The sequence below is a fragment of the Conyzicola sp. genome, assembly GCF_057073975.1.
The window spans coordinates 54,836-68,292 of the sequence record NZ_JBXMIS010000032.1 but is presented as its reverse complement, the minus strand read 5'-3'; the positions used below and the strand labels follow the sequence as shown (position 1 = coordinate 68,292).

Below are 13,457 nucleotides of genomic sequence, written 5' to 3'. Positions count from 1 at the left end.
GGCTAGTCACCCGTGTGCACAGCTACGAGGAGAGGGTCTTCAGCCACGCCTTGCGGGTGTCGAGAGCCTCCTGGGCCTCGGTGATCTTCTTCTTGTCGCCGGAGGCCTTTGCTGCCTCCAGCTCACGCTCCAGCTTGGCGATGGCCTCGGCCAGCTGACCGGCGAAGCCTTCTGCGCGGGCCACCTTCTCTGGGTCGGTGCGGTTCCAGTGGTCCTCATCGAGCTTGCGAATCGCCGTCTCGACCTTGCGAAGCCGGTCTTCGACCGTCTTCACCTTGTCGCGGGGAACCTTGCCGATCTTCTCCCAGCGGCGCTGAATGGATGCGATAGCATCCTTCGCCTTCGCCCGGTCGGTCTCGGTGAGCAAGGGCTCCGCCTCGGCCAGCAGCTCGAGCTTGGCGGCGAGGTTCGCCTCGAACTCGACGTTGTCCTGTGCGTCGACCTCTGACTTCGCCGAGTAGATGGCATCACCGGCGGCCTTGAACTTGGCCCACAGCGAGTCGTCGAGCTTCTTGCCAGCACGGCCAGCAAGCTTCCACTGGTCGAGCAGCGCACGGTAGGCCGGAACACCGTCCGCGCCCTTGGGGATGAGCGCCTCTGCCTTCTCGACGAGCTCCTGCTTCTTGTTGCGGGCGTCGCGATGCACCGAGTCGAGCTCGGAGAAGAAGGCCTTGCGGTGGGTGTCGATGGTCTGTCGCGCGTCCTTGAAGCGCTTCCAGAGCTCGTTGCCCTCGTTCTTGGGAAGCCGCGGGCCATCGGCCTGGTGCTTCTGCCAGCGGGCGAAGATCTCGTCGAGAGTCGCGCTGACCTGCTTCCACTGGGCCTTGGCCGGGTCCTGTGCGGCGAGGGTCTCTGCCTCGACCACAATGGCCGTGCGCTCGGCGATGGCTGCCTGCACGGCCGCCTTCGACTCCTCTGACTGCTTCTCTGTGAGCTCCCCGACGGTTCCGCTGAGCGCCTCGAGGCGCTTGGCAAGGGACGCGAGGTCGCCAACCGCATTGGCCGTCGAGATGGTCAAGGACAGCGTCTTGACCGTCTTGGCGATGTCGGCGGCAGGGGCGCCACGCTTCGCCCGCTGTTCGAGCAGGGTCACCTGGCCCGCGAGCTCGGTGAACTTTCGCTGGAAGTAGGCGAGTGCCTCCTCCGGCGTGCCGTCGGGGTACTGGCCGACCGCGCGCTCACCGGATTCCTCGCGAACGAAGACAGTTCCTGTCTCATCGACGCGACCCCATGGAGCCTGATCGTTAGATACCACGTTGTTTCACCTTGTTCTCGGGGGCCTCGGCCCACGGTTCGACCGGTCACCAGCCTAGGGCACGCGCATTTCGGCGCGTATCGGTCTACTGGACGGATGCTCCGGTGATGGTCGTCGGGATTGCGGGAGCGCCGTCGGTTGCCTCTGCCGGCGTGATGCCGCCGGAGACGATCTGCGACTCCAGCTGATCGAGGCCGAGGGTAACGGTGCCGATCACGGTGTATCCGCCCGACGTTCCCGCCGGAAGGGTCGTGTCGTCGAAGACGATGAAGAACTGGCGCCCCTGTCCGTAGGCGGAGCCGTTGTTGGCGATCGCGATGGTGCCGGTCACGTAGAGCTCGTCGGCTGGCGCGTTCTCGATGGGCCCGTAGGAGTATGTGGGGTCGGACTGGCCGTCTCCGGTAGCGGAGCCGCACTGGATGAGCCCCGCGCCTTCCGCGACGACGAGCCGGTGGCACGACTTCCCGACGTAGTAGCCGCTCTGCACGTCAGTAACGAAGGCCGCTACGGCCTGGGGTGCAGCGGCTCCGTCGAGCGTGAAGGTCAGCGGGATGTCGTTGAGGTCGAGCTGGCCAGACCAGGCGCGGTACTCCGACACGTCGGGCGACGGTACGTCGCCCACGTTCGCTCCGTCCGCGGAGGCGGACGCGCTGGCGGACGGCACAGGGGTCGGAGCCCCTGGACCGGTGGTGAAGTAGAACACCTGGATGACGGTGGCAAGGGCAGCGACCACGAGCACGGCTCCGGCCGCGACGAGGTTGTCGCGCTTGCGGCGCTTGACCTGGTGCGTGTGCACGGCCTGCCTGGCGTTGTAGCGCTGGAGTCGCTCGCGCGCCTCGCGTGCTTCGCGTTCCTGGTTCTTGCTCGATGCCACGGTTCCTCCAGAGAGCCTCGGGCGATTGCCCTCCTGAACTTTACGGGGTGCCAGATGCCCGGCCAAATGCGTATCAGCCGCCGCGGCTAGCATGTGCCTATGAATGCCCAGCCCGGCCTGCGGAGCGGCGCGACGCCCCTCGCCGTGCGTATGCGACCGACGTCCCTCGACGAGGTCGCCGGGCAGAAGCACCTGCTACGTGCCGGATCGCCGCTGGTCAGTCTCGCCACCGACCGCACGGGCGAGCAGGGCTCTGTGTCCATCATCCTGTGTGGCCCTCCCGGCACTGGCAAGACGACGCTGGCCAAGATCGTTGCCCACACCTCCGGTCGGCACTTCGTCGAGCTGTCGGCCGTGACTGCCGGCGTCAGGGATGTGCGCCAGGTCATGGAGGAGGCGCTGTCGCGCCGCGACCTCTACGGCATCTCCACGGTGCTGTTCCTCGATGAGATCCACCGCTTCACCAAGGCCCAGCAAGACGCCCTGCTGCCCGGTGTCGAGAACGGCTGGGTCATCCTGGTGGCAGCCACGACGGAGAATCCGTCGTTCTCCGTCATCTCGCCCCTGTTGTCGCGCTCGCTTCTGCTCACCCTGCAGCAGCTCACCGACGACGATCTGGCCGAGGTAATCGACCGCGCCGTTGCCGCACCGCAGGGCCTCAACGCCAAGGTCGTGCTCGAGCCGAGCGCGAGAGACGCGATCGTGCACCTCTCGTCTGGTGACGCCCGTCGCGCGCTCACGGCTCTCGAGGCCGCTGCGCTGTCGGCATCGACCGACTCGGATGACGCCACACCGGTGGTCACGGCCGAGACAGTGTCGCGCGCCGTCGACCGCGCACTGCTGCGCTACGACCGGCAGGGCGACGAGCACTACGACGTGATCAGCGCCTTCATCAAATCGATCCGCGGATCGGATGCGGATGCCGCCATCCACTACCTCGCTCGCATGCTGGAGGCGGGGGAGGATCCGCGGTTCATCGCCCGCCGCGTCATCATCAGCGCAGCGGAGGACGTCGGCATGGCCGACCCCCAGGCGCTCGTGATTGCCGTGGCCGCGGCCGATGCCGTACAGCTGATCGGGCTTCCGGAGGGGCGCATCCCGCTCGCCGAGGCCGTCATCTACCTGGCTACCGCCCCGAAGTCGAACGCCGCGTACAACGCGATCAACTCCGCTGTCGCCGACGTCAAGGCTGGAAAGCTCGGCCGCGTGCCGACGCACCTGCGCGACGCGCACTACGCCGGCGCTAAGAAGCTGGGCCACGGAGCCGGGTACAAGTACTCCCACGACTCAGAGCTCGGGGTGGTACCGCAGCAGTACCTGCCAGACGAGCTCCTCGGAGCGAGCTACTACCGACCCACGGAGCACGGCAACGAGCGAGAGGTCTCGGCGCGCTGGGACAAGCTCAAGCGCATTATTCGGGGCAAGTAGTGGTATTCTTGACCGGTTCCACGATCCGATCTCTGAAGCGCGGCTGCAGACGAGGTCACCGATCGAGAGGCGCAGGGCTTTAGCCGCCCCGCTTCGCCGGACACATCCCTCTAACTTCACCGAGAGTTTTGCGCGCGCATGCGTGCTCGCGAGCGGCTCGGTTTCCATCTGTTGATCTACACGTAAGGACACTGTGTCTACCAAGTCACGTACCCGCAGCAAGACCCGCCTCTCGCGCGCGCTGGGCATCGCCCTGACCCCGAAGGCAGCCAAGTACCTCGAGAAGCGCCCGTACGCTCCGGGTGAGCACGGCCGCACCAAGCGCAAGCAGGACAGCGACTACGCCGTCCGCCTTCGCGAGAAGCAGCGTCTGCGCGCCCAGTACGGCATCCGCGAGGCCCAGCTCAAGATCCAGTTCGAGGAGGCCCGCAAGGCCGCCGGCCTGACCGGTGAGAACCTCGTCGAGCAGCTCGAGATGCGTCTCGACGCCATCCTGGTTCGCTCCGCGATCGCCCGCACCACCGCGCAGGCTCGCCAGATGGTCGTGCACCGTCACATCCTGGTCGACGGCCAGCTCGTCGACCGCCCCTCGTTCCGCGTGAAGCCGGGGCAGCTCGTTCACGTCAAGGAGAAGTCCGAGGGCATGGAGATCTTCCAGGTCGCCGCAGCCGGAGGCCACGTCGACGTTCTGCCGAAGACCCCTGGCTACCTCGAGGTCGAGATCGACAAGCTCCGCGCGACGCTCGTTCGCCGCCCGAAGCGCGCAGAGGTCCCCGTGACCTGTGAAGTGCAGCTCGTCGTCGAGTACTACGCGGCGCGCTAACACCGTCGTTCAGAAAGGCCCGGGGCAGTGCGCTCCGGGCCTTTTGCTTTGCTCGCTCGGGTTGGGGGCATGTCAGTAGGGGATATCGCCGGGCTCATCGCCGCCATCGTCTTTGCCGTTCTCGTCGGGCTCCTAGCGATCCCGCTCATCAAGCTCGGCCGCCTGCTCGACGAGACGAAGCAGGCGATCCACGAGCTCAGCGCCAACGTCACCCCGCTACTGGAGGAAGTGACGGAGACGGTCACCGAGTCCAACCGCCAGCTTGCCCGCGTCGACACGATCACCACGGATGTGGCTCAGGTCACCGGCAACGTCAGCGCCCTCGTCGCGCTGGTTGCGGCATCCGTCGGCGGACCTCTGATCAAGATCGCCGCCTTCTCTGCGGGCGTTCGCGCCGCGATCGGCGCCGGTCGCTTCGCCCGCGAGCACGTGCCGCCGACGAAGTAAGCTGAAAGCCCGCCACGGTCGACTCGACCAAGAACTAGGAGCCAGTGCCATGAAAGGTCTTCTGCTACTCGTCGTCGGAATCGGCGTCGGATTCATCGCAGCCCACCAGGTTAACAAGACCCCTCGGGGCCGCCAGTTCTTCGAGGATGTCGACGCGAAGGCACGCGAGTTCAGCTCGAGTGTCGTCGACGGCTACAAGCAGCGCGAGGCCGAGCTGCGCGCCGCCGTGGCCGAGGCAGAAGAGTTCTTCGACTCCTCCCGCATCAAGTAGTCCCGGGCCGCCTGCGGCCCGCTTCCCGTTCGTCAGTCAAGGACCCCATGCAGACCGCAGACATTCACAACCGCTGGATCACCTACTTCGGAGACCGCGGTCACACCGTCGTGCCATCCGCCTCGCTCGTGAGCGACGACCCGACCCTGCTGTTCACGGTCGCTGGCATGGTTCCGTTCATCCCGTATCTCACCGGTCTCGTTCCGGCACCGTACAGCCGGGCAACCAGCGTGCAGAAGTGCATCCGCACCCTCGACATCGAGGAGGTCGGCAAGACTCCCCGTCACGGCACGTTCTTCCAGATGAACGGCAACTTCTCCTTCGGCGACTACTTCAAGGAGGAGGCGATCCAGTACGCCTGGGAGCTCCTCACCTCGAGCGAGTCCGACGGCGGTCTCGGCTTCGACGAGAAGGACCTCTGGGTCACCGTCTACAGGGACGACGACGAGGCCATCAAGTTCTGGAAGAAGACGGCGGGGCTGCCTGACGAGCGCATCCAGCGACTCGACATGGACACCAACTACTGGTCGACCGGCCAGCCCGGCCCCGCAGGCCCGTGCTCTGAGATCTTCTTCGACCGTGGTCCTGCCTACGGGCAGGATGGCGGACCGGCAACAGACGACGACCGCTACGTGGAGATCTGGAACCTCGTCTTCATGCAGTACCTCCGCGGCGAGGGAACCGGCAAGAACGACTTCGAGATCCTCGGCGAACTGCCGAAGAAGAACATCGACACCGGCATGGGCATGGAGCGGGTCGCGTTCCTCAAGCAGGGCGTAGAGAACATGTACGAGATCGACCAGGTGCGCCCGGTGCTCGACATGGCGTCGGAGATCTCCGGTCGTCGCTACGGTGCCGACCACGACGACGACGTGCGCATGCGGGTGATCGCCGATCACGTGCGTTCCAGCCTGATGCTGATGTCGGATGGCGTGACGCCGTCCAACGAGGGCCGCGGCTACATCCTTCGCCGCCTGCTGCGCCGCTCCGTGCGCGCCATGCGCCTGCTCGGCGTCGACGCCCCGAGTTTCGCTGAGCTCTTTCCTGCGTCGCGCGACGCCATGAAGGCGCAGTATCCCGATGTGCAGGCCAACTGGGACCGCATCTCTCGACTCGCTCTCGGCGAGGAGGAGACCTTCCTGCGCACCCTCGCCAGCGGCACCACCATTCTCGATGTCGCCGTGGAGAAGACGAAGGCCGGTGGAGCGAGCGAGCTGCCAGCCGACACCACGTTCCTCCTGCACGACACCTTCGGGTTCCCCGTCGACCTCACTCTCGAGATCGCAGAGGAGGCCGGTCTCACCATCGACCGTGCCGCCTTCGACTCGCTCATGCTCGAGCAGCGCACGCGCGCGAAGACCGATGCCAAGTCGAAGAAGAAGGCCCTCGCCGACCTCTCCGTCTACGGCGAGTACCGGGCGCAGGGCGAGACGGTGTTCACCGGATACGACTACCTGACGACGGAGACGACCATCCTCGGGCTGCTCGTCGACGGCGTCAGCGTGACGAGTGTTCCCGCCGGGAAGGTCGCAGAGGTCATCCTCGCGGAGACGTCGCTGTATGCGGAGTCGGGCGGCCAGGAGGCCGATGCAGGAACGATCGTCGGCGATGGATTCGAGCTCGAGGTGCTCGATGTTCAGCGACCCGTCAAGGGCCTGACGAGCCACACGGTGCAGGTCACGAGCGGCGAGGTGTCTGTCGGATCGGCCGCCACGACGATCGTGGATGCCGACTGGCGCCGCGGGGCGACCCAGGCGCACTCCGCTACCCACCTCATCCACGCCGCCCTCCGCCAGGTGCTCGGGCCGGAGGCGCACCAGTCTGGCTCGTACAACAAGGCCGGCTACATGCGCCTCGACTTCAGCTGGAACCAGGCCCTGTCGCCGGCGACCCGCAGCGAGATCGAGGAGATCGCGAACCAGAAGGTTCGCGACAACCTCGACGTCGAGACGAGGGTCATGAACCTCGATGCGGCGAAGGCGCTCGGAGCCATGGCGCTGTTCGGCGAGAAGTACGGCGACACGGTTCGCGTTGTCGAGATCGGCGGCCCGTGGTCGCTCGAGCTCTGCGCGGGCACGCACGTTACCCGTTCGTCTGAGATCGGCCTCATCAGCCTGGTCAGCGAATCGTCTGTCGGCTCGGCGAACCGCCGCGTCGAGTCCCTCGTCGGCATCGAGGCATTCCGCGAGCTGGCTGCCGAGCGCGCGATCGTCTCCGAGCTCACCACCAGCCTCAAGACCCCGCGCGAGGCGCTTCCTGAGCGCATCACCGAGCTCGTCGAGAGCCTCAAGGCGGCAGAGAAGCGCATCGCGCAGTTCGAGGCGAAGGCATCGGCAGAGCGGGTTCCGGCGATCCTCGCCACGGCGCATGCCTCAGGGCCGATCACGCTGATCACAGAGAGCCTCGGGTCTGTCGGCAGCAGCGACGAGCTGCGCGCGCTCGTGATGACCGTGCGCGAACGACTCGGCTCCGCGGCGGCCGTTGTCGCCCTTGCGGCCGATATCGACGGCAAGCCGGCGGTCGTTGTCGCGACGAACGACGCGGCGAGGGCTGCTGGCCGCAAGGCCGGCGTGCTTGCGAAGCTCGCGGCGGGCATCCTCGGCGGTGGCGGTGGCGGAAAGGACGACATCGCCCAGGGAGGCGGCTCCGACGTGACGGCGATCGGCAAGGCACTCGAGGCCATCGACGCGGCGGTTGCCGGCTAGTCGCATGAGGACTGGCTCGCGGCTCGGTATCGACGTCGGCACGGTTCGCGTCGGCGTCGCCCGCAGCGACCTGCACGGGATGCTGGCGACCCCCGTGGAGACGGTGCCGCGCGGTGCGGGCGACGTCGAGCGGGTGCTCGCCATTGCGGCAGAGATCGATGCGATCGAGATCGTCGTCGGCCTTCCACTCGCGCTATCAGGACGGGAGACAGCCTCGACGGATGACGCGCGCGCCTTTGCGGGCCGCCTCGCGGCGGGCGGAGCCGCGGTTCGCCTCGTCGACGAGCGGCTGTCGACCGTGTCGGCCAATGCGGCAATCCGCACGAGTGGCAAGACCCAGAAGCAGTCGCGTCCCGTCATCGACCAGGTGGCTGCCGTTATAATTCTGCAGCACGCCCTCGACCACGAGCGCCTCGGAATCTCGCTCCCCGGCACCATGGTCACACCCGACGAAGGACTGTGAACGTGAGCAACGACCCCAGTTGGGACGACATCTTCCGCAGCCAGCCCGGTGGCGCGCCGAATGCCCAGCCCGCTCTCCCGGCGGCGCCGACCCGGCGCCAGCTTCGCGAGGCCGAAGGACACCACCGTCCGCCCCCGTCGGCGCGGCCCGCTAGCGCGTCGTTCCGCGGTTCGAACGGCGAGCCGCCGAAGCGATCGAAGCGCCGGCTCACCTGGCTCTGGGTGCTGCTGTCCATCCTTCTGATCGGCGCCGTCGGCAGTGTTGCCGCCTGGACCATGTTCGAACCGCAGATCCGCAAGGTGCTCGGCTGGGAGCTGCCTATCGACTACACGACGACAGGCAACGGCGAGGAGGCCCTCGTTGTGATCAAGTCCGGTGACATCGGCTCCGATGTAGCCAAGACGCTCTTCGACGCCGGTGTCACCATGACTAGCGAGTCGTTCTACAAGCTGCTGCTCGCCACCGATCCGGCGCCCACATTCCAGCCGGGAACCTACGCGTTGCAGAAGGAGATGAGCGCCAAGTCGGCACTCGCCCTGCTGCAGGACCCGGCAAGCCGCGTCATCTCCAAGGTGACCATTCCCGAGGGCAAGACTCTCAAGCAGGTGTTGGCTTTGCTGTCTAAGGGCACTGGGATCGACATCGAGGAGCTCGAGGCCGCATCCACCGACCTTGCCGCACTAGGCGTGCCCACGACGGAAGTCTCGCTCGAGGGATTCTTGTTCCCCGCAACTTATACGTTCGACCCGGGCGTCACGGCCCACGACGTGCTGCAGATCATGGTCAACCGCATGTACCAGTCTCTGGATGCGGCAGGGGTGGCCGTCGACGACAGGCACCGGGTTCTGACCCTCGCTGCGCTCATCCAGAAGGAGGGCGGCAGCAGCGACGACTTCTACAAGGTGTCGCGCGTATTCACCAATCGCATAGATATCGGCATGCTGCTGCAGTCCGACGCGACAGTCAGCTATGGTTCTGGCGGCACCTCGATCTCCACCACTGGCGCCGAGCGAGCGGATGCGTCCAACCCCTACAACACGTACGTGCACCCGGGCCTGCCGGTTGGGCCCATCGCTGCGCCTGGGGACGACGCCATCCATGCAGCCCTGAATCCGGTCGATGGTCCGTGGCTCTATTTCGTTCTGATCAATGGAGAGACAGGGGAGACGGCATTCTCGACGACCCTCGCCGAGCACAATGCTGCCGTCAAGGTGTGGCAGGCGTGGCTGCGCGCACACCCGGATTTCGACAACTAATGAAACTCGCTGTGCTCGGGTCGCCGATCAGGCACTCGAAGTCACCCGCGCTTCACCTAGCTGCCTATCGCGCACTCGGCCTCGACTGGAGCTACGACGCCGTCGAGCTCATGGGCGACGAGCTGGAGGCCTTTGTCGGGTCGCGCGACGAGACCTGGCTCGGCCTCTCGCTGACGATGCCGCTCAAGCGCGACGTGCTGCCGCTGCTCGACTCCGTCGATCCCGTTGCAGAACTGACGGGGGCCGCGAACACCCTGCTGTTCGCTGGCGAGAAGCGCATGGGGTTCAACACCGACGTGTTCGGCATTGTGGAGGCGTTCCGTACGTCGGGAGTGGCGCGACTCGCTACCGCACAGGTGCTTGGCGGGGGAGCGACGGCCGCCTCGGCGATTGTGGCGCTGGCCCAGCTTGGCGCGCTCGGCATCCTCGTCTCCGTGCGCGACCCAGGCAAGGTCGTCTCGCTCGTCGAACTGGGGGAGGCGCTTGGCGTCGATGTGGTCGTTCGGCGGCTCGACGAAGGGTCATTCGGCACACCAGACGCAGTCATCAGCACCCTGCCAGGGCACAGCGAGCTCCAGTTCGCGCTGGCAGAGGAGGTGCGGCGCAGCGCCGTGCTCTTCGATGTCGCCTACGACCCATGGCCTAGCCCTCTCGCCCGGCAGTGGGTCGCGGTGGGCGGACGCGTCATCAGCGGCATCGAGATGCTCGTGCTGCAGGCCCTCGCGCAGGTGCGCGTCTTCGTCAACGGCGACCCGGATTCCCCGCTCGACGACGAGGCAGCCGTGCTCGCGGCGATGCGCGCGGCTGTCGGGCTCTAGCGGCTGTGGAAGGATGTGAACCATGCTTCGTTGGTTGACCGCAGGTGAGTCCCACGGCCCAGAACTCATCGCTGTTCTCGAAGGCCTTCCTGCTGGCGTGCCCGTCAGCCACGCGTCCATTCAGGTGGACCTCGAGCGGCGCAAGCTCGGCTACGGGCGCGGGGCACGTCAGAAGTTCGAGCAGGACGAGCTGACGATCTCCTCCGGCGTGCGTTTCGGTGCGAGCATGGGCAGCCCCATCGCCCTCCGCGTTGGGAACACGGAGTGGCCGCGCTGGGTCGACGTCATGAGCGCGGAGCCCGTCGACCTCGAGACCCTTCCCAAGGGCCGTGGTGCCAAGCTCACCCGACCCCGCCCCGGCCACGCCGACCTCGTCGGCATGCAGAAGTACGGTTTCGACGAGTCGCGCAACGTGCTCGAGCGGGCGAGTGCCCGCGAGACCGCTGCCCGCGTCGCCCTCGGCGCGATCGCTCGATCCTTCCTTGGTGAGCTCGGCATCACCCTCGTCGCGCACACGCTGTCGATCGGCACCGTGCGAGTTCCCGATGGGTCACCGCTGCCCGCACCGAGCGATGTCGACGCTCTCGATGCCGATCCGCTGCGCTGCTTCGATGCGGCGACATCCGCGCTGATGGTCGCAGAGGTCGATCGCGCGCACACCGACGGAGACACTCTCGGCGGCATCGTCGAGGTGCTCGCCTACGGCGTTCCACCCGGGCTCGGCTCGTACGTGCACTGGGACCGCCGGCTCGATGCACAGCTGGCTGCCGCTCTCATGGGCATCCAGGCAATCAAGGGCGTCGAGGTCGGCGACGGCTTCGAGACAACTCGTCGTCGCGGCTCCGAGGCACACGACGAGCTCGTGACCGACGGCTCCCTCATCAGCCGGCTGAGCGACAAGGCGGGCGGCACAGAGGGCGGCATGAGCACGGGCACCGTGCTGCGGGTACGAGCGGGCATGAAGCCGATCTCCACCGTGCCCAACGCCCTCCGCACCGTGGATGTCGCGACCGGCGCCGCCGCGGAGGCCCACCACCAGCGCTCCGACGTCTGCGCCGTGCCTGCAGCGGGAGTCGTCGCAGAGGCGATTGTCGCCCTCGTGCTCGCCAACGCCGTGCTGGAGAAGTTCGGCGGCGACTCCGTCGAGGAGACGGCACGCAATTTGCGCGGCTACCTCGACGCCATCCCCGCCTCCCAGCGCACCGAGCTGCGCACCGACGATCGTGGCTGATCCGGTCGTCGTTCTCATCGGCGCTCCTGGTGCAGGCAAGAGCCGCATCGGAAAGCGCGTGGCCAGACTCCTCAAGGTGCCCTTCGTCGACACCGACAAGCGGATCGTGGCAGCCCACGGCCCGATCACCGAGATCTTCGCGCAGCACGGCGAGCCGCACTTCCGGGTGCTGGAGCGTGAGCAGGTAGCCATCGCCCTCCGCGAGCACGCGGTGGTCTCACTCGGTGGGGGTGCCGTGCTCGACCCCGATACCCGGGCCGACCTTGCCCCCCTCACCGTCGCCCAGCTGAGCGTCACAGAAGAGGCACTCGCCGGCCGCAACCTCGGTGCCAAGCGCCCGCTCCTCGTCAACGGCCTCGACTCCTGGCGCGCCCTCGTGGCCGTGCGGGCCCCGCTGTACGACGCCCTCGCCGACCGAACCTTCGACACCTCGGTGGTGCCGGCAGAACGAGTAGCTGAGCAGATTGCCGACTGGCTCAAGGAAGACACCAATGACTGACACCACGACGATCCCGGTTCCCGGCGTCGACCCCTACGACGTGATCATCGGCCGCGATCTGTTCGGCTCGATCGCCGACCGGCTCGGGCCGACGGTGTCGAAGGTGCTGATCGTGCACCCGCCGACTCTCGGGGCGAAGGCCAACGCGCTGCGGGAGCGGCTCCTCGACGCGAAGTACGAGGTGCTGCTCGCGGAGGTTCCCGATGCAGAGGACGCCAAGCGGGTCGAGGTCGCGGCGTTCTGCTGGCAGATCATGGGACAGACCGACTTCACGAGAACCGACGCCGTCATCGGCTTCGGCGGGGGAGCCACCACCGACCTGGCCGGCTTCGTCGCGAGCACGTGGCTGCGGGGGGTCACGCTCATCCAGGTGCCGACAAGCGTGGCAGGAATGGTGGATGCCGCCATCGGCGGCAAGACCGGCATCAACACCGCGGAGGGCAAGAACCTCGTCGGCGCCTTCTATGCGCCGGCCGCGGTCGTGGTGGACTTCGACACCCTGGATACCCTTCCGCGCAACGAGATCCTCGCCGGCTTCGCCGAGATCGCGAAGTGCGGGTTCATTGCCGAGCCGCGCATCCTCGATGTCATCGAGGCATCCGTCGAGCGGGTGATCGACCCGAGCACTGCGGAGTTCCGTGAGGTCGTCGAGCTCTCCATCGGCCTGAAGGCACGCGTCGTGGGGGAGGACTTCAAGGAGGCCGGACTTCGCGAGATCCTCAACTACGGCCACACCCTCGGCCATGCCATCGAGCACTACGAGCGCTACCGCTGGCGCCACGGTGCTGCGATCTCGGTCGGCATGGTGTTCGCGGCAGAGCTCGGGCGCCTCACCGGCCCGCTCAGCGACACGGCCGTCGACCGGCACCGCAGCATCCTCGAGTCGCTGACCCTGCCGATCGACTACCCGGTCGGCCGCTGGAAGAGCCTGCTCGCGACGATGCAGCGCGACAAGAAGGCCCGCGCGGGCATGCTGCGATTCATCGTGCTCGACGACATCGGACGCCCCTCCACCCTCACGGGGCCGGAGGAGCCGCTGCTCTTCGCCGCCTACCAGGAGGTCGGCGTCTAGATCGCCCCGAGGATGCGGATGCGGGCCGCCTCGCGCTCATCCGCGCTGATCGTGCCGGCCGCGAACAGACGCTCGACCTCAGCCAGCTTCTCCTCGGTAGAGCGCTCCGGCGCGAGAGCCTCGCTCGAGAGGGCCTTGAGGGCGAGGTCGTACTCCACCGTGAGGGGATTCTGCCCGGCCTCCACGGCCTTGGAGGCGTTGCGCACCGAGATGACGATGCCGACGATGAGCCCGATGACGACAAGGGCCGTCACGAGGCCGAACAGTCCGTCGAAGCCGGGCATCGCTGGGTTCACCGGTTCAGGAATCATGAGC

14 protein-coding genes are annotated in these 13,457 nt (G+C 67.0%); 11 read left to right on the top strand and 3 right to left on the bottom strand.

What is annotated here, in order from left to right; all coding sequences use genetic code 11:
- Positions 1-22 precede the first annotated feature (22 nt).
- Positions 23-1,255 carry a DUF349 domain-containing protein gene (locus AC14A7_RS03015; protein WP_484006407.1) on the bottom strand — a complete coding sequence of 411 codons (1,233 nt, stop codon included), beginning with the start codon at positions 1,253-1,255 and terminating at the stop codon, positions 23-25.
- A gap of 85 nt (positions 1,256-1,340) precedes the next feature.
- A complete protein-coding gene (locus tag AC14A7_RS03010) occupies positions 1,341-2,129 on the bottom strand; it encodes a peptidylprolyl isomerase (protein ID WP_484006406.1) in 789 nt (262 codons plus the stop codon).
- Positions 2,130-2,228: 99 nt separating this feature from the next.
- Here AC14A7_RS03010 and AC14A7_RS03005 point away from each other — a divergent pair, with 99 nt between their 5' ends.
- The 11 genes from AC14A7_RS03005 to aroB all read left to right on the top strand — a co-directional run bounded on the left by AC14A7_RS03005 (position 2,229) and on the right by aroB (position 13,142).
- Positions 2,229-3,557 carry a replication-associated recombination protein A gene (locus AC14A7_RS03005; RefSeq protein ID WP_484006405.1) on the top strand — a complete coding sequence of 443 codons (1,329 nt, stop codon included), beginning with the start codon at positions 2,229-2,231 and terminating at the stop codon, positions 3,555-3,557.
- 193 nt (positions 3,558-3,750) lie between these two features.
- Positions 3,751-4,380 (top strand): 30S ribosomal protein S4, encoded by a 630-nt coding sequence (gene rpsD / locus AC14A7_RS03000; protein WP_484006404.1) that lies wholly within the window; start codon positions 3,751-3,753, stop codon positions 4,378-4,380.
- A gap of 69 nt (positions 4,381-4,449) precedes the next feature.
- On the top strand, positions 4,450-4,827 hold the full coding sequence (locus AC14A7_RS02995; RefSeq protein WP_484006403.1) for a DUF948 domain-containing protein: 378 nt from the start codon (positions 4,450-4,452) through the stop codon (positions 4,825-4,827).
- Positions 4,828-4,876: 49 nt separating this feature from the next.
- On the top strand, positions 4,877-5,098 hold the full coding sequence (locus tag AC14A7_RS02990) for a hypothetical protein (RefSeq protein WP_484006402.1): 222 nt from the start codon (positions 4,877-4,879) through the stop codon (positions 5,096-5,098).
- Between the two features lie 47 nt (positions 5,099-5,145).
- A complete protein-coding gene (alaS, locus tag AC14A7_RS02985) occupies positions 5,146-7,803 on the top strand; it encodes an alanine--tRNA ligase (RefSeq protein ID WP_484006401.1) in 2,658 nt (885 codons plus the stop codon).
- A gap of 4 nt (positions 7,804-7,807) precedes the next feature.
- Positions 7,808-8,266, top strand: coding sequence for a Holliday junction resolvase RuvX (gene ruvX / locus AC14A7_RS02980; RefSeq protein ID WP_484006400.1), 459 nt, complete (start codon positions 7,808-7,810; stop codon positions 8,264-8,266).
- Positions 8,267-8,268: 2 nt separating this feature from the next.
- Positions 8,269-9,522, top strand: coding sequence for an endolytic transglycosylase MltG (mltG, locus tag AC14A7_RS02975; RefSeq protein WP_484006399.1), 1,254 nt, complete (start codon positions 8,269-8,271; stop codon positions 9,520-9,522).
- The gene (locus tag AC14A7_RS02970) at positions 9,522-10,340 is read left to right on the top strand and encodes a shikimate dehydrogenase (RefSeq protein ID WP_484006398.1); all 819 of its coding nucleotides are present in this window, start codon (positions 9,522-9,524) and stop codon (positions 10,338-10,340) included. The genes mltG and AC14A7_RS02970 overlap by 1 nt, the downstream gene beginning before the upstream one ends.
- Before the next feature lie 22 nt (positions 10,341-10,362).
- Positions 10,363-11,571, top strand: coding sequence for a chorismate synthase (aroC, locus tag AC14A7_RS02965; protein WP_484006397.1), 1,209 nt, complete (start codon positions 10,363-10,365; stop codon positions 11,569-11,571).
- On the top strand, positions 11,564-12,070 hold the full coding sequence (locus tag AC14A7_RS02960) for a shikimate kinase (RefSeq protein WP_484006396.1): 507 nt from the start codon (positions 11,564-11,566) through the stop codon (positions 12,068-12,070). The genes aroC and AC14A7_RS02960 overlap by 8 nt, the downstream gene beginning before the upstream one ends.
- On the top strand, positions 12,063-13,142 hold the full coding sequence (gene aroB, locus AC14A7_RS02955; protein WP_484006395.1) for a 3-dehydroquinate synthase: 1,080 nt from the start codon (positions 12,063-12,065) through the stop codon (positions 13,140-13,142). The genes AC14A7_RS02960 and aroB overlap by 8 nt, the downstream gene beginning before the upstream one ends.
- On the opposite strand, the gene AC14A7_RS02950 is transcribed toward aroB, so the two are convergent.
- Entirely contained in the window at positions 13,139-13,453 is a 315-nt protein-coding gene (locus tag AC14A7_RS02950; RefSeq protein ID WP_484006394.1) for a hypothetical protein, read from the bottom strand. The two genes, aroB and AC14A7_RS02950, sit on opposite strands and share 4 nt — an antisense overlap.
- Between the last annotated feature and the right edge of the window lie 4 nt (positions 13,454-13,457).